General features: G+C 65.2%; 15 protein-coding genes, 1 tRNA gene and 1 pseudogene. 11 read left to right on the top strand and 6 right to left on the bottom strand.

What is annotated here, in order from left to right:
• The coding region (locus tag C449_RS10315; RefSeq protein ID WP_006077957.1) for a dihydroxy-acid dehydratase at positions 1-1,393 on the top strand (1,393 nt) is incomplete at its 5' end.
• Positions 1,394-1,645: 252 nt separating this feature from the next.
• Positions 1,646-2,116, top strand: coding sequence for a TRAM domain-containing protein (locus C449_RS10310; protein WP_006077956.1), 471 nt, complete (start codon positions 1,646-1,648; stop codon positions 2,114-2,116).
• 31 nt (positions 2,117-2,147) lie between these two features.
• On the opposite strand, the gene C449_RS10305 is transcribed toward C449_RS10310, so the two are convergent.
• Positions 2,148-2,420 carry a DUF7091 family protein gene (locus C449_RS10305; protein WP_006077955.1) on the bottom strand — a complete coding sequence of 91 codons (273 nt, stop codon included), beginning with the start codon at positions 2,418-2,420 and terminating at the stop codon, positions 2,148-2,150.
• A gap of 143 nt (positions 2,421-2,563) precedes the next feature.
• Between C449_RS10305 and C449_RS19005 the strand changes: the two are divergent.
• The 4 genes and pseudogenes from C449_RS19005 to C449_RS10290 all read left to right on the top strand — a co-directional run.
• Positions 2,564-2,746, top strand: a pseudogene (locus C449_RS19005) (replication protein A); the annotation flags it as partial.
• 150 nt (positions 2,747-2,896) lie between these two features.
• On the top strand, positions 2,897-3,802 hold the full coding sequence (locus C449_RS10300) for a replication protein A (protein WP_241430106.1): 906 nt from the start codon (positions 2,897-2,899) through the stop codon (positions 3,800-3,802).
• The gene (locus tag C449_RS10295; RefSeq protein WP_006077953.1) at positions 3,802-4,395 is read left to right on the top strand and encodes an RPA family protein; all 594 of its coding nucleotides are present in this window, start codon (positions 3,802-3,804) and stop codon (positions 4,393-4,395) included. Before C449_RS10300 ends, C449_RS10295 begins: the two co-directional genes overlap by 1 nt.
• 96 nt (positions 4,396-4,491) lie before the next feature.
• Positions 4,492-4,908 (top strand): hypothetical protein, encoded by a 417-nt coding sequence (locus tag C449_RS10290; RefSeq protein WP_006077951.1) that lies wholly within the window; start codon positions 4,492-4,494, stop codon positions 4,906-4,908.
• On the opposite strand, the gene C449_RS10285 is transcribed toward C449_RS10290, so the two are convergent.
• Positions 4,905-5,357: a DUF5814 domain-containing protein gene (locus C449_RS10285; RefSeq protein ID WP_006077950.1), complete on the bottom strand. Its 453-nt coding sequence runs from the start codon at positions 5,355-5,357 to the stop codon at positions 4,905-4,907. The genes C449_RS10290 and C449_RS10285 overlap by 4 nt on opposite strands.
• Before the next feature lie 113 nt (positions 5,358-5,470).
• Between C449_RS10285 and C449_RS10280 the strand changes: the two genes are divergently transcribed.
• Together C449_RS10280 and C449_RS10275 are read left to right on the top strand one after the other, a co-directional pair.
• Positions 5,471-5,542, top strand: a tRNA-His gene (locus C449_RS10280).
• A 691-nt stretch (positions 5,543-6,233) separates the two neighbouring features.
• Complete coding sequence (locus C449_RS10275; protein WP_006077949.1) at positions 6,234-8,069, top strand: carbon starvation CstA family protein; 1,836 nt, start codon at positions 6,234-6,236, stop codon at positions 8,067-8,069.
• 40 nt (positions 8,070-8,109) lie between these two features.
• On the opposite strand, the gene C449_RS10270 is transcribed toward C449_RS10275, so the two are convergent.
• Complete coding sequence (locus C449_RS10270; RefSeq protein ID WP_049914069.1) at positions 8,110-9,255, bottom strand: inorganic phosphate transporter; 1,146 nt, start codon at positions 9,253-9,255, stop codon at positions 8,110-8,112.
• Between the two features lie 270 nt (positions 9,256-9,525).
• On the opposite strand from C449_RS10270, the gene hisI reads away from it, so the two are divergent.
• Together hisI and C449_RS10260 are read left to right on the top strand one after the other, a co-directional pair.
• On the top strand, positions 9,526-9,909 hold the full coding sequence (gene hisI / locus C449_RS10265; protein WP_006077947.1) for a phosphoribosyl-AMP cyclohydrolase: 384 nt from the start codon (positions 9,526-9,528) through the stop codon (positions 9,907-9,909).
• Positions 9,902-11,035 (top strand): DUF7118 family protein, encoded by a 1,134-nt coding sequence (locus tag C449_RS10260; RefSeq protein ID WP_006077946.1) that lies wholly within the window; start codon positions 9,902-9,904, stop codon positions 11,033-11,035. Before hisI ends, C449_RS10260 begins: the two co-directional genes overlap by 8 nt.
• Before the next feature lie 36 nt (positions 11,036-11,071).
• Here C449_RS10260 and glmM read toward each other — a convergent pair whose 3' ends face one another.
• The 3 genes from glmM to gyrB form a co-directional block, all read right to left on the bottom strand.
• Complete coding sequence (glmM, locus tag C449_RS10255; protein ID WP_006077945.1) at positions 11,072-12,436, bottom strand: phosphoglucosamine mutase; 1,365 nt, start codon at positions 12,434-12,436, stop codon at positions 11,072-11,074.
• A gap of 343 nt (positions 12,437-12,779) precedes the next feature.
• The gene (gyrA, locus tag C449_RS10250; protein ID WP_006077944.1) at positions 12,780-15,224 is read right to left on the bottom strand and encodes a DNA gyrase subunit A; all 2,445 of its coding nucleotides are present in this window, start codon (positions 15,222-15,224) and stop codon (positions 12,780-12,782) included.
• Between the two features lie 132 nt (positions 15,225-15,356).
• The gene (gyrB, locus tag C449_RS10245; RefSeq protein ID WP_006077943.1) at positions 15,357-17,285 is read right to left on the bottom strand and encodes a DNA topoisomerase (ATP-hydrolyzing) subunit B; all 1,929 of its coding nucleotides are present in this window, start codon (positions 17,283-17,285) and stop codon (positions 15,357-15,359) included.
• Positions 17,286-17,583: 298 nt separating this feature from the next.
• Between gyrB and C449_RS10240 the strand changes: the two genes are divergently transcribed.
• Positions 17,584-19,980, top strand: coding sequence for a DNA topoisomerase VI subunit B (locus C449_RS10240; protein ID WP_006077942.1), 2,397 nt, complete (start codon positions 17,584-17,586; stop codon positions 19,978-19,980).
• The last annotated feature ends 20 nt before the right edge of the window (positions 19,981-20,000 follow it).

Raw genomic sequence — 20,000 nt, 5'->3', positions numbered from 1 at the left:
CGACTCCGTGGAGCTGGTGGCCTTCGGCGAGCGGATGGACGCCCTCGTCACGGTCGCGGGCTGTGACAAGAACCTCCCCGGGATGATGATGGCCGCGATTCGGACGGATCTCCCGAGCGTCTTCTGTTATGGGGGGTCGATCCTGCCGGGCGAGCACGGTGGGAGGGAGGTCACCGTCCAGGACGTCTTCGAAGGTGTCGGCACGTACGCCGAGGGCGAGATGAGTCGCGAGGAGCTCGACGACCTCGAACGCAGCGCCTGCCCCGGTGCGGGCTCGTGTGGCGGGATGTTCACCGCGAACACGATGGCGTCGATCGCGGAGGCCATTGGCCTCGCGCCGCTCGGGAGTGCGAGTCCGCCAGCCGAGAGCGACGAGCGTAGGGCGGTCGCCCGCGAGGCTGGCGAGATCGCGCTCGATGCGGTCGCCGAGGACCGCAAGCCGTCGGACATCCTGACGCGTGCGAGCTTCGAGAACGCGATCGCGCTGCAGGTCGCGATGGGCGGCTCGACGAACGCCGTGCTCCACCTGCTCGCGATGGCCGCCGAGGCGGACATCGACCTCGACATCGAGACGTTCGACGAGATCTCCCGGCGGACGCCCAAGATCGCGAACCTCCAGCCCGGCGGCACGCGCGTCATGAAGGACCTCCACGACGCCGGGGGTGTCCCAGTCGTGATTCGTCGTCTCATCGAGGGTGGCTACATGGACGGCGACGCGATGACCGTCACCGGGCGCACGATCGCCGAGGAACTCGACGAACTTGACCTTCCCGACGACGAGTCGATCGACGCCGACTTCCTTCGGCCCGTTTCGGACCCGTTCTACGAGGAGGGCGCGATCCGGATTCTGACGGGGAACCTCGCGCCTGACGGCGCGGTCATCAAGGTCACTGGCGAGGAGGGACTGCGCCACGAGGGTCCGGTCCGAGTGTTCGAACGTGAGGAGGGCGCGATGGAGTACGTTCAGGAGGGCCATGTTGACTCGGGCGACGTGCTCTGTATCCGCAACGAGGGGCCGAAGGGCGGACCGGGGATGCGCGAGATGCTCGGCGTGACCTCCGCTGTCGCGGGCCAGGGCCACGCCGAGGACGTCGCGCTCTTCACCGATGGACGGTTTTCGGGCGCGACTCGTGGCTTCTCGATCGGCCACGTCGCACCCGAGGCCTTCGCCGATGGTCCGATCGCCGCGCTGGAGGACGGCGACCGAGTGACGATCGACGTTACCGAGCGGACTCTCGAAGTCGACCTCACCGACGCCGAGATCGAGTCCCGCCTGACCGAGCGCGAGCGGCCCGATCCCGACTACACTTCGGGCGTACTGGCGAAGTACGGGGCGATGTTTGGATCGGCGGCCGAGGGCGCGGTGACGAACCCCGGCGCGAAGCGGGAGTAGTGCGGCACGGTGCGGGAGCGGTGGCGGTGCGGGCCTGGCGGATGAAGGGCGAGCGAACGGAGTGAGCGAGGGCTTCGGCGATTGCGGTGCGGAAAGGGCTAGAAGTCGTACCGCGAGCGAGGCCCGGAGGGCCGAGCGAGCGGGAGTTTTTGATCCACCTTTTTGCGAGGGGTTGAGAGCGCGAAGCGCGCGATGCCCCTCGCAAAAAGGTGGAGTCGCAAAGGTTTAGCGGGCGGGTACGCTACCGCGAGCATGGCGGACTGTCCACTCGCCGACGAATGTCCCAGCTTCTCCGAGCGGGTCGCCGGGATGGGGTGTCAACACTACGGCAACCGGGGTGGCGCGGAGTGGTGCAACCACTACAGCCAGCCCATCCGCGAGCTCAAATCCCAGCCCGTGCAGATCGGCGAGGAGCTGATCGTCGACGTGACGGACATCCACGAGAGCGGGGCCGGCGTCGGCCGAACCGACGACGGGTTCATCGTCTTCGTCGACGGCGTCCTCCCCGACGCTCGTGCCCGGGTGAAGGTCACCAAGGTCCGTTCGAACCACGCACGCGCCGACGAGCTCGAACGCCTCCCGATGGATGACGACGAGGAGAACGGGGATGAACCGGGCGACGCGGCGGACGGCGAAACTGACGAGGACGAAGAAAACGGCGGCAACGACAGGTCGAAGCGCCGCCAGCGGCTGGGGAGTCGGGAGAACTTCTGGGGCGGATAGATCGACGACCGAGTGGACAGCTGCTTTTCGCTCACCACGTCTCGACGGTGCCCTCGCGGATGTCTTCGAGACAGCCCTCACAGTCGGGATGGCCAGCCTCGAAGCAGTCGGGGACGTAGCCGTCGAGTACGACGGTTCGTTTCTGGGCGTGTCGACGACACACGATCTTCGCGTGTTCGTCGTAGGGGCCCTCGGCGTCGGCGCGTTCTTGTCCCTGGACATAGGCACGCTTCGCCGCCGCGAATCGCCGCCCCGCTGCGCGCGCGGTCGCCCCGAGAAACCCGCTGCGCCCCTCGTCGCTCATGTATCTTGGTTGCGCGGCGCGCTACAAAGGGTCGTCGACTGGCCGAGGATTCACATTCACTCCGCTCGCGGAACTTTTTATACCGTCGGGAGCCTACCCACGAGTGTCTCCCACCGAAAACAAAGCGGAGACAGTGAACACCAATGACGGACGTACAACAGCACGCGGAGCAGATACACGACCAGTTTTCCGATACGCTAGATATCACCGTCACGGACGTCGAGGAGCGTCTCGACACCTTAGTGAACGAGTACAAGGTCCCCGCCGAGGAGGCCCGCCGAAGTGTCACCAGCAGCTACCTCGACGAGGCCGGGATGGACAGAGAGGAACTCGGTGGCGAGAGCGAGGAACGCACCGTCGAGACCATCGCCACGCCCGAAGAATGGGTCGATCTCACGGTGAAGGTGCTCCAGCTCTGGGAGCCACGCAGCGAGTCGATCGCCCAAGTCGGCCTGCTGGGTGACGAAACGGGAACGGTGAAGTTCACGGCGTGGGCGACTTCCGACCTCCCCGAGCTCGAAGAAGGGTCGGTCTATCGGCTCGAAAACGTCGTCACCGACGAGTACGAGGGACGGTTCTCGGTCAAGCTCAACCGGACGACCACGATCGAGGAACTCGACGAAGAGCTCGACGTGCCCGAGTCGGGTGGCGACAGCGAGGATCGGGAGATCGGTGCGATCGACGCGCCCGAAGAGTGGGTGAACGTCACGGCGAAGATCACCCAACTCTGGGAGCCACGCAGCGAGTCGGTCGGCCAGGTCGGCCTCCTCGGTGATCCTTCCGGGACTCTCAAGTTCACCAAGTGGGCGAAATCGGACCTCCCCGAGCTCGAAGAGGGATCGGTCTACCGGCTCGAAAACGTCGTCACCGACGAGTACGAGGGACAGTTCTCGGTCAAGCTCAACCGAACGACGACGATCGAGGAACTCGACGAGGACCTCGAAGCGGGTGACGACGCCATCACCGTGGAGGGCGCGCTGGTGGACATCCAGCGTGGCAGCGGCCTCATCAAGCGATGTCCTGAGGAGGACTGTACGAGAGTGCTCCAGAATGGCCGGTGTAGCGAACACGGCGAGGTCGAGGGCGAGTTCGATCTCCGGGTGAAGGCCGTGATCGACGACGGCAACGCGGTTCACGAGACCATCTTCGACCGGGAGGCCACAGAGGAACTCGCCGGCATCTCCCTCGACGAAGCGAAGGAGATGGCGATGGACGCGCTCGATACCTCGGTCGTGGCCGACGAGATCCGCGAGGGGGTTCTCGGTGGATACTACCGCGTGGAGGGCCCCACCCTCGGCCGGTACGTGCTCGCGAACGAGTTCGAGCGGCTCGGCGGGCCGACGGATGCCGAGGAGACGCTGATCAAAGCGAGGTCGCTCTGATGAGTGGCGCACCCACCCGCGAGGTCGCCCAGCGCGTGTTCGCCCGCGAGTTCAACGACGGCAGCGAGACGTTCAAGGAGAGCGACGAGGAGCGCGCCCCGGTCTACCTCCTGCTGCCGACGGGCGAGCGCGCGAACCGGATCTTCTTCGTGGGCACGCTGACCGAGACCGAGGACGTGGGTTCGGATTCGGAGTACTGGCAGGGCCGCGTGGTCGATCCCACTGGCACCTTCTACGTCTACGCCGGTCAGTACCAGCCCGAGGCTGCGAGCGCGCTTCGGGAGATCGAACCCCCGGAATACGTCGCGGTGGCGGGCAAACCCCGGACGTTCGAAACCGACGACGGCGAGACCAACGTCGCGGTGCGCCCCGAGTCGATCACCGTGGTCGACGACGCCGCCCGCGACCGCTGGGTGGTTGAGGCCGCCGAGCGGACGATCGAACGGATTCAGGCGTTCGACGACGACACCAACGAGTACGCCCGGATGGCAGCCGAACGCTACGATCTGCCGGTCGAGAACTACCGGCGTGCGGCGGTGTCGGCGCTCGAAAGTCTGGAGGAAGACGACGAAGTCGCGGTCGACGCTGACTGAACGCGTCAGTCCGCGCCTCGCTTTCGGTCTGTGGGATCGCCAGTGCCAGCGTCTGACAAAGGGTTAAGTCGACGGGGACGAAAGAACTGTATCCAGATGGGCAACAAGAACAAGACGATCTCGTTTCGGGTGAACGAGGACGCCTTCGAGACGCTCCGCGAGATCGCCGAGGAGCGCGACATCTCGCTGTCGGCGGTCTTTCGAAACTACGTCGACATGCTGGTTGCCCACGACGGTCAGGTCCAGGTCGTCCCGGAACACGAGGTCGACGACGAATCCACGGAGAGCGGGTCGAGTTTTCCGCCGAAGGTCGAGGTGCCGAAGAGTTACGTCCGCGAGCACGAACGCCTCGAACTCGAAGCCGAGCATCTCCGTGACCAGCTCGACGAGCACCGGCGATACGTCACCCAGCTCAGCCAGCGCCTCGAAGAGGAGGAGGACGGCGAGGACGTGATCCAGCTCGAAGAGCTTGACGACGAGGTCGACAGCGAAGAGCCGTTCAAGTTGGGTTAGAGCAGATCGCGCTTCCGTTCGCTCACCCGTCCTTCCATCTCGCGGTCGCCTTCGACGCTCGCGAGGTCTTCCATCGCTTCGAGCGTGCGGACCGAGCTGTCGAGGAAGGAGAGGACGTCACCCGGGTAGGCCGTCACGAGGTACTCGTCGCCCATCACGTCGACGATGGCGTCGGGACCGAGCCCCTGGGCGCGGAGATCGAGCAGGTACCGCATGAACTTCCGCTCGGGGTGGCCACAGTAGGGGTTCGACTCGCAGTCACAGTCCAGAAAGTCCTCGGCGAAGTCGAGCACCCGTTCTTGGGTTGCGTCGTCGAGTTTCGAGAGCCCCTCGCCGGAGTAGAGCAGATCGAGAGTTGCACCACTGAACGCGCTCCGCGGGATCCGTGTCTCGAGCTGGGACCCGATCCGGCGGTGGTTCTTGACGTAGATCTTGTCGGTGATGGCCACGCGTAGGGTTGTGTACGGACGAGGCGGCAAAAAGCGTCGCGGAACCGTATCGACAACGCGGCGGCCCGAGTCGTAACGTACTTTATTCGCTGGGGGTAACTCCCGCTTGCGTGTCCGGGTTGGGGTAGTGGTCATCCTTCAGCCTTGTGGAGGCTGAGACGCGGGTTCGATTCTCGCACCCGGACTACATCTCCTTCGCGTGCAGCCGCCTCCTGACTCAATAGCGAACGAGAAAACCATCTTGCAAGGCAACGAGAGGTGATATTTTCGGGTTCTGAAAACTGCCGGAACGGTGAACAGCCAGTTCCCCGCACACTGTGGCCCTGATGGCTCCAACGGATGCTACGTTGATATCCTCAGAGCGCCTATAAACTACCAGAGGTGCGGCCTTCAGTTCCGCGTGGCATCACCCAAGAGGCCGTACCTCGTCCATCTTAGACTTGAACTTGATAATTCACCCAGAGTGGAAGCGGCGAACCCAGGTATGAGACTGTGCATGACGGACCGGCCGATCAAACCGACTATTCTGCGACGATCCACGTTCGTTTGGCTAGTCGGCGTGATACCAGCGGAGGGGGAGGGTGGACCAACGGGGCGGCGGTTACAAGGTGATGCCACGCAACGGACCGCCCATTGTTGGTCCTACATGACAATCGATGGCACGTTGTAATAAGTTTTGTGTGTCGTTTAAGCGCTCTGCCATTTGTCAGATCGACGGCTTGCGTGTGTGTGCACCGTCAGTCGAATGGTTGCGGATAAGGCGGCAGGATCGAGGCCGACTCGAATGCAGTCGAAGCTACGATCGTTGGGTGTGTGGGGCGAATAAAGGAACAACGTTTAATACGGTCTTTTCGCTATATTCTGAGAGAGCTCCCCATGGTACAGGCTATCTGGCTCGTCGCGCTCGTACTAACCACTTTCACCGTCGCATACCTCGGCTACTCGCGTTACCTCGCGCAGTTCGTCGAGCTCGACGATGAGAACGAGACACCGGCGCACAAGTATCGAGATGGCCAGGAGTACGTCCCCTCGTCGAAGCCCGTACTCCTCGGCCACCACTACTCCTCGATCGCGGGCGGCGCGCCCATCGTTGGCCCCATCACTGCAGGGGTCGTCTGGGGCTGGGTACCCGCGTTCCTCTGGGTTGCGATCGGCAATCCGCTGTTCGGCTCGGTCCACGACTTCATGGCGCTCTCGTCCAGCATGCGCCACGAGGGCAAGTCGATCGGCTACATCATCGGCCAGTACGTCGGCGAGCGCGGCAAGGACATGATCCTCTGGTTTGCCTTCCTCACGATCGTCCTCGTGGTCGCGGTGTTCGCGCTCGTGGTTTCGGTGGTGTTCAACGCCTATCCCCAAGCCGCCACGGCGAGCCTCATCTACATCGCGCTCGCGCTGACGTTCGGGGTGTACCTCTACCAACTCGACCTACCCTTCCTGCCGGGGACCGTGGCGTTCGTCGCCGCGGTCTTCGCGGGGATCTGGGTCGGCCTCCAGTTCCCTCTCGCGATCGTCCCTGGCGACTATCCCGCAGGGACGATCGTGCTACTCTCGTCGACCCCACTCCCGCCGGTACTCGAAAGCGCAAACATCGCCATGTGGATCCCCATCGTGATGATCTACGGGTTTATCGCGAGCGTGCTCCCGGTCTGGATCCTGCTCCAGCCCCGGGACTTTCTGACTTCGAGCCTTCTCTACGCCGGCGTCGGGGGTGTACTGCTCGCGGTGATCCTCGGGACAGTGCTGGGCGTCGGGAACACTCTCGAAATCGAACTCCCCGCCTACGCGGGCTTCTGGGGCGGTGCGCTCGTCGATACTCGATTACCCTTGTTCCCCCTGCTGTTCGTGACGATCGCCTGCGGGACCATCAGCGGCTTCCACTCGCTCGTCTCCTCCGGCACGACGGCGAAACAGCTCGATAAGGAGAGCGACGCCCGCACCATCGGTTATGGAGGAATGCTCGGCGAGGGGCTCCTCGCGACAGTTGCACTGATCTGTGTCTCGGTGTACGCAACCGCACCGGCAAGCAGCGGGATCGCGCTCGCGCTACCGAACTTCGCCACTGGTGGCGGCGAGATCCTCAACGCCACATCGGGCGCGCTCGGAATCGCCATCCCACAGACCGCTGCCGCGGCGTTCATGGGTCTCGTGCTCGTGAGCTTCCTCCTGACGAGCACTGACACCGCGGTGCGGCTCGGTCGATACATGCTTGAAGAGATCGTCGGGACGCCCGAGACGAGCACGCAGAAGGCCGCGACGAACCGCTACGTGACCTCGGCACTCCAGGTGATCCCGGCTTACATTCTCGTCTCCAGTGGCCGGTGGGCCGACCTCTGGCCGCTGTTCGGGGGCGCGAACCAGACCCTCGCTGCGCTCGCACTGCTGGTGGCGACGGTCTGGCTCGCGAACTGGTCGGACTCGAAACAGCTGCTCTCGACCGGCCTGCCGATGGCCGCGATGTTCGTCGTCACCACCACGGCGCTGCTCTATCTCGCGCTCTATCAGAACCTCTATCAGAAGTTCATCCTCGGCCAGTGGGGCGAGGGTGGCGCAACCCTGCTCGCGCAGGGATCGACGGTGGTACAGATAATCATCGCTCTGGTCCTCGTCTGGCTTGCGCTGTCGCTCGCATACATGGGCCTGACGAACATCCGAGCGGCTCGTGAGACCGGTGCGGTCGCCGCCGATGGGGGCGAACCGAGCGACGACTGATCGTCAATCTCGACTCCTTTTTCGACGTGCGTCATCCGGGCTACGCACCCGTCACCATCGCGAGCGCGCGATAGAAGCCGAAGCCGACGACAGTCGAACCGACGAGCGTCGCCAGCCACGCGGCGACCGTCACCCCGATCTTCCGGCCGGAAACGCCGGCCGATCCCACGACCAAGCCGCTGCCGATCACGCTCGAGATGATGATGTTGTTGAACGAGATCGGGATGCCGAGCGCGATCGCCGCCTGGGCGATGATGAATCCAGGAATCAGCGCGGCGATCGATCGCCGAACGCCGAGCTGTGAGTACTCTCGCGAGACCGCTTGCAACAGCCGGGGTGATCCCATCCACGCTCCGAGAAGGATCCCGGTCGCGCCGAGACCGAGCAGGAGGATGCTTGGGGTGCCGAGCGAATCGAACAGCGGTTCGAGCGGACCGGTCGCGAGCCCGACCTGGCTCCCACCGCTCGAAAACGCCACGATCGCCCCGAGGCCGATCAGGAACTTCCTGATGCCGGCGTCGATCGACGAGCGCATCTCGCGGCGGAGCGCGAGAAAGACGAGCGCACCGAACGCGAGGCTCACGACCAGTCCGACGAGATCGTACGACCCGACGAGACTGACGCCGCCACCCACCCGCCGCGAGACGAATCCGGCGAGCGTTCCCTGGCCGTCCGGACCGGGGAAAATCGCCAGTCGAACGTTGGCGAGAATGACGCCGACGACGCCCGCGAGCGCCGGGACGCCGACGTCGTCGGGGACGTCCTCCCGCCGCAGCAGCGTCGCGGTGCCGTAGGCGATCGACGCGGAAACGAACGGGACTGCGATCCAGAAGCTTCCGAGACGCTGGTAGGTGCCGAAGGCGGGGTCGCCCCCGAGACCCAGCCCTGCCCCGACGATCGCACCGGTCGTGGCGAACGCCGCCGGGATTGGATAGCCGGTCTGGACCCCCACCGCGATAAATGCCGCCGCGGTGAGGAGGCCGGCGGCGGCCGCGAGCGGCGTGATCGAGACGCCGTTGATGAGGTCCTGACCCACCGTCTCCGAGATGCTACCGCCCTGGGCGACCGCGCCGAGCGCGGCGAACACGCCGATGAAGAAGGCCGCACGCATCGTCGGGAGTGCGTTCGCACCCACTGCCGGGGCGAACGGCGGCGAGTTCGACGACGCGCCGAGCGCCCACGCCATCCCGAGGCTTGCGATCACCGCCACGACCACCACGAGCAGCGATGCGGAGGTCTGCAAGACGGGGACGAACACCGCTACCACTCTCCTCGGTGGTGAGCGTCGTCGAACAGCGCGAGCAACCGATCATCGTACGATCGTCCCATGATTGTGAACAATATGCATGCTGAACGAAAGAACTGTCGCTTGCGGTCGGCGACCGATCGACGCAACCGCCGTCGCGCTCGGCGTTCGACACAAAAAGCCTATGGACGCGAGGCGGCCATCTCCGCTATGAGCCGGACGGACTCGGCAGCCGCCCCCGAACTCGATTTCGGTGCAGACGGGTTGGTTCCGGTCGTTGCCCAGGACAGCGACACTCGTGAGGTCCTGATGTTGGCCTACGCCTCCCCCGAAGCGGTCGAACGCACCCGTGAGACCGGGCTGGCCCACTACTACTCGCGCAGCCGCGAGGAGATCTGGCAGAAAGGTGCGACCAGCGGCCACGTCCAGAACGTCACGGAAGTGCGGGTCGACTGCGACGGCGACGCGCTGCTCTACCTCGTCGAACAGGAGGGTGGAGCCTGTCACACCGGCCACCGAAGCTGTTTCTACCGCACGCTCGACGGCGAGCACGTCGGCGACCGTGTGTTCGATCCCGACGCCGTCTATGAGTGAGGCCGTCGCCGAGTCCAACGACGTGGTCGCCGAGCTCGAAGCCGCCCGCGCGGCCTACGAAGAGACCGTCGACCGCATCGCCGATCACGGCGAGAGCGATGTCCAGGCGGTCGCGGCGGCCCACGATCGGGCGACGACGCTGCTCGATCGGTACGACGGCCGCGCCACCGGAACGGGCGACTTCGAGGCGTTCATCGAGTTCGAGGAGGCCTACGAGTCGTTCGTCGACGACCTCGCCGACGATCTCCCACACCGCGACGCGTTCGAGACGACCGCCGAGCGCTTCGACAAGCGCCGACTCTCCGAGAGCGATTTCGCGGCCGCTCGCGAGACGCTCGCGCCCGCTGGTGATCTCGCCGATCTCCTCGCCGAGCGCGACGACCGGGCCACGGCGTACCGCGACGCCCGCCGGGCGGTCGACGACCGACTCAGGAACCTCGACGCCCGTCTCGACGAACTGGAACGCATCCGCAAACTCGGCGACGCCGATCTCGACGCGCCCGTGGCCGATCTCCGCGATCCGATCGCCGCGTACGACGAGCGCGTCGCCGATGCGTTCGCGACGTTCGAGCGCGAAGCGAGCGCGCGCGAGTTTCTCGACCTGATCGCCACGACCGAACGGTATCCCCTCGTGGCGTTCTCCTCGCCGCCCACGGAACTCCGCGAGTACGTCGAGACGACCTCAGTCGGGAGCGAGCCCGTCCCGACGCTGATCGAGTACGCCGATTACTCCTCCTCGAAGCTCGCTCACTACGTCGACGACCCACAGGAACTCAAGCGCCACGTCGCCGTCCACCGGAGCTACCTCGAACGCCTTGACAGCGACCCGCTCGAGATCGGCTGGCCGCCACCGCCCGGAGACGTTCTCCGGTGGCAGGCCCGTGAACTCGTCGCAGTCGTCGGCCGGTTCGCACCCGAGGAAGCAGTCGCCACGCTTCACGAGGTGCGTGCACTTGCCAGCGAGGATCGTTACGAGCGCCTCCGCAACGCCGCGCGGGCGCGCGCCGACCTCACGGCCAACGAGCGCGAGCGGCTGTCGAGCGGTGCGGTAGAGCGCGATCTCGATCGAGTCCGGACGGAACGCGAGCGGCTCGCCGCGGCGCTCGATGAGTACCCACCGCTCTGATGTAGGTCGCGCGAACTCCGAGAGAGGAAACGAACGCTATGCGTCGGCGAGTGCAGCTTCGAGCGCCGTCTCGAGATCGTCGGCGAGATCGTGAGCACGGCTGGCCTCGCGCGCCTCGGCGTAGATCCGGACGACGGGCTCGGTGCCGCTCTCGCGGGCGAGCACCCACGCGTCACCGAAGTCGAGTCGGTAGCCGTCCGTCGTATCGAGCTCGCCCGGACTCGCTTCGGCGTGGCGCGCGACCGTGGCGAGCAGCGCCTCGCGTTCGGCGTCCGATTCGTAGTCGACCGTGGTCCGAACGTTGTGGTAGTCGCCGACGTCGGCGACGATCTCGCTCGCTGGCCGGTCGACGAGGAGTTCGAGGAAGCGTGCAGCGGTGTACGCGCCGTCGCGTGCGAGCCGGTAGTTCGGGAAGAGCACGCCGCCGTTACCCTCGCCCGCCACCGGTACCGACCGTCCCTCGCTTTCGAGATCACGCACTCGCGAGATGATTTGCGTGCTCCCGACCGGGGTACGTTCGAGTGTCGCGTTCGCCCGGTCGGCCACGTCGACGAGGCGCTGGGAGGCTGTGACTGCCGAGACCGTCGTCGCGTCGGCGTCGAGCACTCCGGCAGCGAGCACCGCGAACGTGGCGTCGCCCTCGATGTACTCGCCGCGCTCGTCGAAGAAGATCGCCCGGTCGGCGTCGCCGTCGTGGGCGATCCCCACGTCGGCGTCGGCGGCGCGCACCAATCGTCCGAGATCGCCGAGGTTCTCTGGCACCGGTTCGGGATCTCGTCCGGGGAAGTGGCTGTCTGCCTGGGCGTTCACCGTAACGACCGAACAGCCGAGTTCGCGGAAGATCTTCGGGCTGGTCAGCGCGCCAGCGCCGTGACCCGGATCGAGCGCCACGGTCAGGTCCGCATCGGCGATCCGATCACGGTCAACCGCGTCCACGACCTCCTCGACGTACGCCTCGCGGACACCCTCGATCGATCGTGCGTCGCCAGTCTCGTCCCACCGTGCGCGGGCGAACCCATCCTCGTCGAGCGCCGTTTCGATCCGCTCCAACTCCGCGACCGGAAGTTCGATCCCGTCCGCACCGACCAGCTTTATCCCGTTGTACTCGGGTGGGTTGTGCGAGGCGGTGATCATCACCGCCGGTACGCTCTCGCGCTCGGCGTACAGCTGGACGCCCGGCGTCGGGAGCGCTCCAAGCCGGTCGACGTCACAGCCGACGCTCTGGAGCCCGCTGACGACCGCGTTCGCGAACATCCCGCCGGTCGCGCGCGTATCGCGACCCACCGCGACCCGCTCGCCGCCCACGACCGTGCCGACCGCCATCCCCACCCGGAGGCAAAAGCTCGGCGTTACCGTCTCGTTCGCCACTCCACGGATACCACTCGACCCGAACAGTTCCATTCGTTCGACGCTCCGGACCCGAGTCACAAATCGCTTCCGGACCCCACCTTTTTACTTCGTCGGGTGCGCTCGCTCGTTGCACTCGCTCGCCCACCACTCCTCGCAAAAATGTGGATCAAAAACACCTGCTCGCTCACTCGCTACGCTCGTTCGCTCACGGTACAACCGCTGGTGACTACCGCCACCGCACAGCACCGCCGAAGCCCTCGCTCACTTCGTTCGCTCGCCCTTCATCCGCCAGGTACCGAAACCGTCCCGCAAATCCTTCGAGTCAGCAGTCGCTCACATCACTTGTCGAAACACGGAAAATCGCCGCTTCGCGGATCAGAAACTCGTCAGATAGTCAGTCGCTGCCGGAGAGAACGTCCACGCAGGCCACGTGGTCGCCAGCGTCGAGGTCCATCACCGTCACACCCATCGTGTTCCGGCCCACGGTCGAGATGTCGCCGACCCTAGTCCGCATGATCTGGCCACCCTCGCTCATCACTACGAGGTCGTCGTCGGCGGTGGCGGTTTCGACCGTGCAGACCCGTCCGTTGCGCTCGTTGGTCTTGATGTCCTTCAGCCCCTTGCCGTAGCGCGATTGAGTGCGGTACTCGCCCATCGGGGTGCGCTTGCCGTACCCGTTCTCGGTGACGGTCAGCAGGTCGGTGTCGTCGCTCGCAGCGACGAGACCGGCGACCGCGTCGTCTCCGGTGAGTTTGATTCCGTTGACGCCGCGTGCGCTCCGCCCCATTTCTCTGGCTTCGTCCTTGGGGAATCGAATCGCCATTCCCTGCTGGGTGGCGATCAGAAGATCGCCATCGTCGTCAGTGACTTCGACATCGACGAGCTCGTCACCCTCCTCCAGCCGGGTGGCGATCAGCCCGTTGGAGTGGATGTTCTCGAAGTCCGTCGCGCAGGTTCGCTTGACGTACCCCTCGCGCGTGACCATCGTGAGGCACTCCTCTTCACCGAGGTCGTCGGTCGCCACCACCGCGGTGATGTCCTCGCCGTCGTCGAGATCCACGAGGTTGATCGCCGATTTCCCGCGGGCGGTCCGGCCCATCTCGGGCACCTCGTAGACCTTCAGCCGATAGACGTACCCCTGATTGGTGAACGAGAGCAGGTAGTCGTGTGTGTTCGCCCGGAACACTGCCGAGACGCGATCGCCGTCTTTGAGCTTCGTGCCGATGATCCCCTTGCCGCCCCGGCCCTGGGCGTCGAACTCGCTCGCCGGCATCCGCTTGATGTAGTCGTTTTCTGTCATCACCACGATGACTTCCTCGTCGGGAATGAGGTCCTCGCGCGTGACGGTGCCGTAGTCCTCGACGATTCGCGTCCGTCGGTCGTCGGCGTATTCGTCTTGGACCTCGCGGAGCTCCTCGGTGATGACTCGATCGAGTTCGGCGTCGCTGCCGAGGATGGTTTCGAGGCGCTCGATCTCGGCCTCGACGTCTTCGTACTCCGCTTCGATCTCCTCGGCTTCGAGTGCGGTCAAACTCCCCAACTGCATCCGCACGATGTGGTCGGCCTGGCGTTCCGAGAAGTCATAGGCCTCGCGGAGGGCGGCTTTGGCCGCATCGCGGTCCGCGGCCTCCTGAATCCGCTCGACCACGTCATCGGCGTTCGAGAGCGCGGTCAGCCGTCCCTCCAGGATGTGGGCACGCTCCTCGGCCTCGTCGAGGTCGTGTTGTGACCGCCGACGGACGACCTCGCGGCGGTGATCGAGGTAGTGACTCAACAACTCCTTCAGATCGAGCACCTGGGGCTCGCCGTCGACCAGCGCGAGGTTGATGACGCCGAAGGTCTTTTCGAGGCAGTGTTCGAGCAGCTGGTTCTCGACGACATCGGTCAGTGCGCCCCGCTTGAGTTCGACCACGATCCGGATGCCGTCCCGGTCGGACTCGTCGCGGAGATCGGAGACCCCTTCGAGCGTGCCGTCGTTGACGAGGTCGGCGATATGTTCGACGAGTTTGGCCTTGTTCTGCTGGTAGGGGAGTTCGGTGATGACGATCCGTTCCCGATCCCCCATCTCCTCGATCTCGTAGCTCGCGCGCATCCGGACCCGGCCGCGGCCGGTGGTGTATGCCGAGTGGATCGCCTCGCGGCCGACGATCTCGGCACCGGTCGGGAAGTCGGGGCCCTTCACGTACTCCATCAGATCCTCGACGACACAGTCGGGGTTCTCGATGAGGTGGATCGTGGCATCGATCACCTCGCCGAGATTGTGCGGCGGGACGTTCGTGCTCATCCCGACCGCAATGCCCGACGAGCCGTTGACGAGGAGGTTCGGGTACGCCGAGGGGAGGACGCCTGGCTCTTCGAGGCGGTCGTCGTAGTTCGGCTGGAAGTCGACGGTGTCCTTCCCGAGGTCAGCCAGCAACTCCTCGGCGATCGGGCTCATCCGCGCCTCGGTGTACCGCATCGCGGCGGGCGGATCGCCGTCGACGCTCCCGAAGTTGCCCTGGCCGTCGACGAGGGGCGCGCGCAGCGAGAAGTCTTGGGCCATCCGGGCGAGCGCGTCGTAGATCGCGCTGTCGCCGTGGGGATGGTAATCACCCATCGTGTCGCCCACGACGGAGGAGGACTTCCGGTGGCCCGACCCGCTGGTGACGCCCTCTTCGTGCATCGCGTAGAGGATGCGCCGGTGGACGGGTTTGAGGCCGTCGCGGACGTCGGGCAGCGCGCGTCCGGCGATGACGCTCATCGCGTAGTCGATGTACGACTGTTCCATCTCGTCCTCGATCCGGACGGCCTCGATGTCCGCGGCCGTGTTCGGATTGGATTGGGGGATGTCAGAACTCATAATTCAGTTTTGTGGGTATCGAAACGGTGTTCGTGGCGCGTCGGCCGCCGCGGTGCGGCGGTGGGGCAGTTGCGGTGCCTGGCGGATGAAGGGCGAGGCGCGAGCGAAGCGACCGAGCGCAGCAAAAAGTGGTCATATATCAACCCAGTCGGCGTCGGTCGCGTGGCTCTTGATGAACTCCCGGCGTGGCTCGACGGAGTCGCCCATCAGTACCGAGAACATCTTGTCCGCGGCGGCGGCGTCCTCCAGCGTGATCTGCTTGAGAATGCGGTTTTCGGGGTTCATCGTGGTCTCCCAGAGCTGATCGGGGTTCATCTCGCCGAGCCCCTTGAACCGCTGGACCTGGTCCGGCGTCCCGCCGCAGACCTCCTCGACGATCCGGTCGCGCTCGGCCTCGGTCATCGCGTCGTAGGTCTCGCCGCCGTTTCGCACCCGGTAGAGGGGTGGCTGAGCGGCGTAGACGTACCCCGCCTCGATCAGCGGCGTGAGGTAGCGATAGAGCAGGGTGAGGTAGAGCGTCCGGATGTGTGCGCCGTCGACGTCGGCGTCGGTCATGATCACGATCTTCTGATAGCGCACGTCGTCGATATCGAACTCCTCGCCGACGCCTGCGCCGATTGCCGTGATGAGGTTCCGGATCTTGTCGTTTTCGAGGATTCGATCCAGCCGGTGTTTTTCGACGTTGAGCACCTTGCCAAAGAGTGGGAGGATCGCCTGGAACTCGCGGTCGCGGCCCTGTTTCGCGCTGCCGCCCGCCGAATCGCCCTCGACGATGAACAGTTCGGCTTCTTCGGGATCGCGGGTCTGACAGTCGGCGAGCTTGCCTGGGAGGGCGGTGGATTCGAGCGCCGACTTCCGGCGGGTGAGCTCCTCCGCTTTCTTCGCCGCCCGACGGGCCTTCGCGGCCTCGACAGCCTTGCTGATAGCCGCTTTCGCGGTGTCTGGGTGTTCCTCGAAGTAGGTGTCGAGGTGTTCGTGGACCGCGCTTTCGACGATTCCTCGCACTTCGCCGTTGCCGAGCTTGGTCTTGGTCTGGCCCTCGAACTGCGGATCGGGGTGTTTGACCGAGATCACTGCGGTCAGTCCTTCGCGGATGTCGCTTCCCTTCAAATTCTCTCCGTCGAGGGGTTTCAGGAGACCGTTGTCGCCGGCGTAGTCGTTGACGACCCGCGTCAGCGCGGTCTTGAATCCGGTGAGATGCGTGCCGCCTTCGCGGGTGTTGATGTTGTTGGCGAAGGCGTGGATCGATCCCTGGAGCTCGTCGGTGGTCTGCATCGCCACCTCGACCGCGACCTCGCCGTCCTCGACCGTGGCGGCGTCCTCGAAGTAGATGACGTCCTCATGGAGCGCGCTCTTCGATTCGTTGAGATAGACCACGAACTCCCGGATCCCGCCGTCGTACCGGAACCGCTCGCGTGATTCGTCGCGCTCGTCGTGGAGTTCGATCTCGACGCCGGAGTTGAGGAAGGCGAGCTCGCGGAGCCGGTTCGCGAGCGTCGAGGCGTCGAACGTCGTGGTGGAGAAGATGGCGTCGTCCGGCCAGAACTGGAGTTCGGTCCCAGTCTCCTCGTCCTCGTGGAGGTCGCGAACGCGCTCGATCTCGCCCTCGGGCGCGCCGTGATCGAACCGCTGTTCCCAGACCGCGCCGTCGCGTTTGACCGTCACTTCGACCCACTTCGAGAGCGCGTTCACCACCGAGACGCCGACGCCGTGGAGGCCCCCGGAGACCTGATAGGACTCCTTGTCGAACTTCCCACCGGCGTGGAGCACGGTCATGATGACTTCGAGGGCGGACTTGCCGTCCTCGTGCTCGTCGACTGGGATCCCGCGGCCGTCGTCGGTCACGCTGACCGAGGGGTTCTCGTCGTCGTGGATCGTGACCTCGATCGAGTCGCAGTGGCCGGCGAGCGCCTCGTCGATGGCGTTGTCGACCACCTCGTAGACCAGATGATGGAGACCGCGAGCGTCGGTCGAGCCGATGTACATCGCCGGGCGTTTCCTGACGGCCTGGAGCCCTTCGAGTACCTGAATCTGTCCGGCTCCGTACTCGTCGTGAGACATTGAATCTACCGTCGGTAGGCCTCCGGGAACAATAAAACCCTCGCACGCGCGCGAGCGCGCATGACGCCGCCGTCGATCGGTTTTCCGTCGTCGTGCGCGTGGTGTGGTGTCCTCTCGGATCGCTATCCATTTCGAGAACGTATAATCGAAGCGAGAGGCGGCCTCGGTGCCCCTACGACCGATTTCGCGATGGGTTCCGCGATAGCATTTCAGTCGCTCCACCGGGGCGAAACGGCTTCAGTTTCACTTCCGGGGAGCTATCGCGGGGTTTTACCTCTCCCGGCCCGCAGAGCGGGCAATGCCCTCGCTCCAGTCGACGCTCGACGAGGAGGGGGTCGCCGCCGAGCTCGCGGAGGGCCAGCGCGCGATCTCCATCGCCGAGTTCTTCGAGAAGAACAAGCACATGCTCGGGTTCGACAGCGGAGCCCGAGGCCTCGTCACCGCAGTGAAAGAGGCCGTCGACAACGCCCTCGACGCCGCCGAGGAGGCCGGCCACCTCCCCGATATCTACATCGAAATCGAGGAAGTCGGCGACTACTACCGGCTGGTCGTCGAGGACAACGGTCCCGGGATCACGGCCGAGGAGCTGCCGAAGGTGTTCGGGAAACTGCTGTACGGCTCCCGGTTTCACAAGCGCGAGCAGGCCCGGGGCCAGCAGGGGATCGGGATCTCGGCGGCGGTGCTCTACTCCCAACTCACCAGCGGCAAGCCCGCGAAGGTCACGAGCCGGACCCAGGGCAGTTCGGAGGCGAAGTACTTCGAGCTCATCATCGACACTGACACCAACGAGCCCGAGGTCTCGGTCGACGAGACCACGACGTGGGACCGTCCACATGGGACGCGGATCGAGCTCGAAATGGAGGCGAACATGCGCGCGCGCTCCCAACTCAGAGATTACGTCAAGCACACCGCGGTCGTGAACCCTCACGCGCGAATCGAGCTCCGCGAGCCGAACGGGGAATTCAAGGCCGAGCGCGCGACCGACCAGCTCCCCGCCGAAACCGAAGAGATCCGCCCGCATCCCCACGGCGTGGAGCTCGGCACGCTGCTCAAGATGCTCGATGCGACCGATTCGTACAGCATTTCGGGGTTCCTCCAGGAGGAGTTCACCCGCGTCGGCGCGAAGACCGCGACGAGCGTGATCGAGCGGTTCGCCGATCACCACTACGGCCGCGAGATGGCGTGGCGGACGCCCGGCGCTCACGTCGATGTGGATGTCGAGAGTGCGGTCGCGGACGCGGTGGCGAACAAGGGCCGCGAGGCGACCGAGACGTTCGCGGCAGCGGTCGCCGACCGCGTGGCCGAGCGTGAACGGCTCGCCTACCACGATCTCGTGGAGATCGTCGCAAGCGCGGCCGACGCTGCCGAAGCCGACACGGGAACCACCTTCGGGGACACGGTGCAGGAGAAGGCCGTCGCCGCCGCATGGAACGCGCTTCGCACCGATCGAGACGCCGACCTCTACGCGCTGGTCGACGACGCGACGAGCACGCGGAAGGACGACGCCGTCGTTGAGTCGTTCGCTGGACGGTTGAGCGCGAAATTCGACGGCGACGGGGATGGGAGTTCGAAACGCGATCGGGTGACCCGCGACGCTCTCCGGGGATACGTCGACCGGGCCGCGGATATGACTGCCGAGCGCGACGACGTCTCCTTTGGCGGGACTGCACGCGAGAACGTGGTCGCGGCGATCTGGAACGTGTGTCGTACCGTTCCGGACGACCCCCCGAACGTGCAAGCGATCGCCGACGATCGCGATATTGCGAGTGCACTGCTCGATGCGATGCGCGAGACCGACATCATCGCGCCGCCGACGGACTGCCTCTCGCCCATTACGGCGGATCTCGTTCGTTCAGGGCTCGAAAAGGAGTTCGACGCCGATTTCTATGCCTCCGCAACGCGGGACGCCGGCGTCCACGGCGGCGATCCGTTCATCGTCGAGGCGGGGATCGCCTACGGCGGTGAACTCGCCGCGGAGGGTGGCATCGAACTGCTGCGGTTTGCGAACCGCGTCCCACTCGTCTACCAGCGCGGGGCGTGTGCGACCACCGACGTCCTGAAGGGGATCGGCTGGCGGAACTACGGATTGGACCAACCAGGCGGGTCGGGGCTCCCGAACGGTCCCGCCGTCATCATGATCCACGTCGCCTCCACGAACGTCCCGTTCACGAGCGAATCGAAGGACGCGATCGCGAACGTCCCGGAGATCGAGGACGAGATCGAGCTCGCGGTCCGGGAGGCTGCCCGCGAGTTGAAGAGCTACCTCAACAAGCGCCAGTCGATGCAGCAGCGTCGGCAGAAACAGGACGTGCTTTCGACGGTCCTGCCCCGGATGGCCGAGAAGCTCGCCGACGTCACCGAACGCGAGCAGTTGGAGATCGACGACTCGCTCGCCAGGATCATGAACAACGTGCTCGTCGAGCGCCACGTCGAGAACGGAACTGTGCAACTCGTCGTCGAGAACCACTCCGGGACCAACGAATCACCCGAGGTGACCGAGATCGTCTCGGCGGAGCCGTCGGCGGTTTCGGATGGCGCGCGCGTCGTCGAGATGGACGGCGAGTGGTTCATCAAGTGGTCGCCCGAGGTGGGGAGCGACGACGAGAGCGTCCTCGAATACGAGGTCGATGGCGACGCCAGCTTCGACCTCGACGTCACCGGCGTCGAACGCGAGAAACTCACAAACAACGCCTGATTTCACCGACTCTACCAATC

The sequence above is a fragment of the Halococcus saccharolyticus DSM 5350 genome (assembly GCF_000336915.1).
GTDB classification, from domain to species: domain Archaea; phylum Halobacteriota; class Halobacteria; order Halobacteriales; family Halococcaceae; genus Halococcus; species Halococcus saccharolyticus.
Note: the sequence above shows the minus strand (reverse complement) of the source record. Positions and strands in the feature narration are given on the sequence as shown.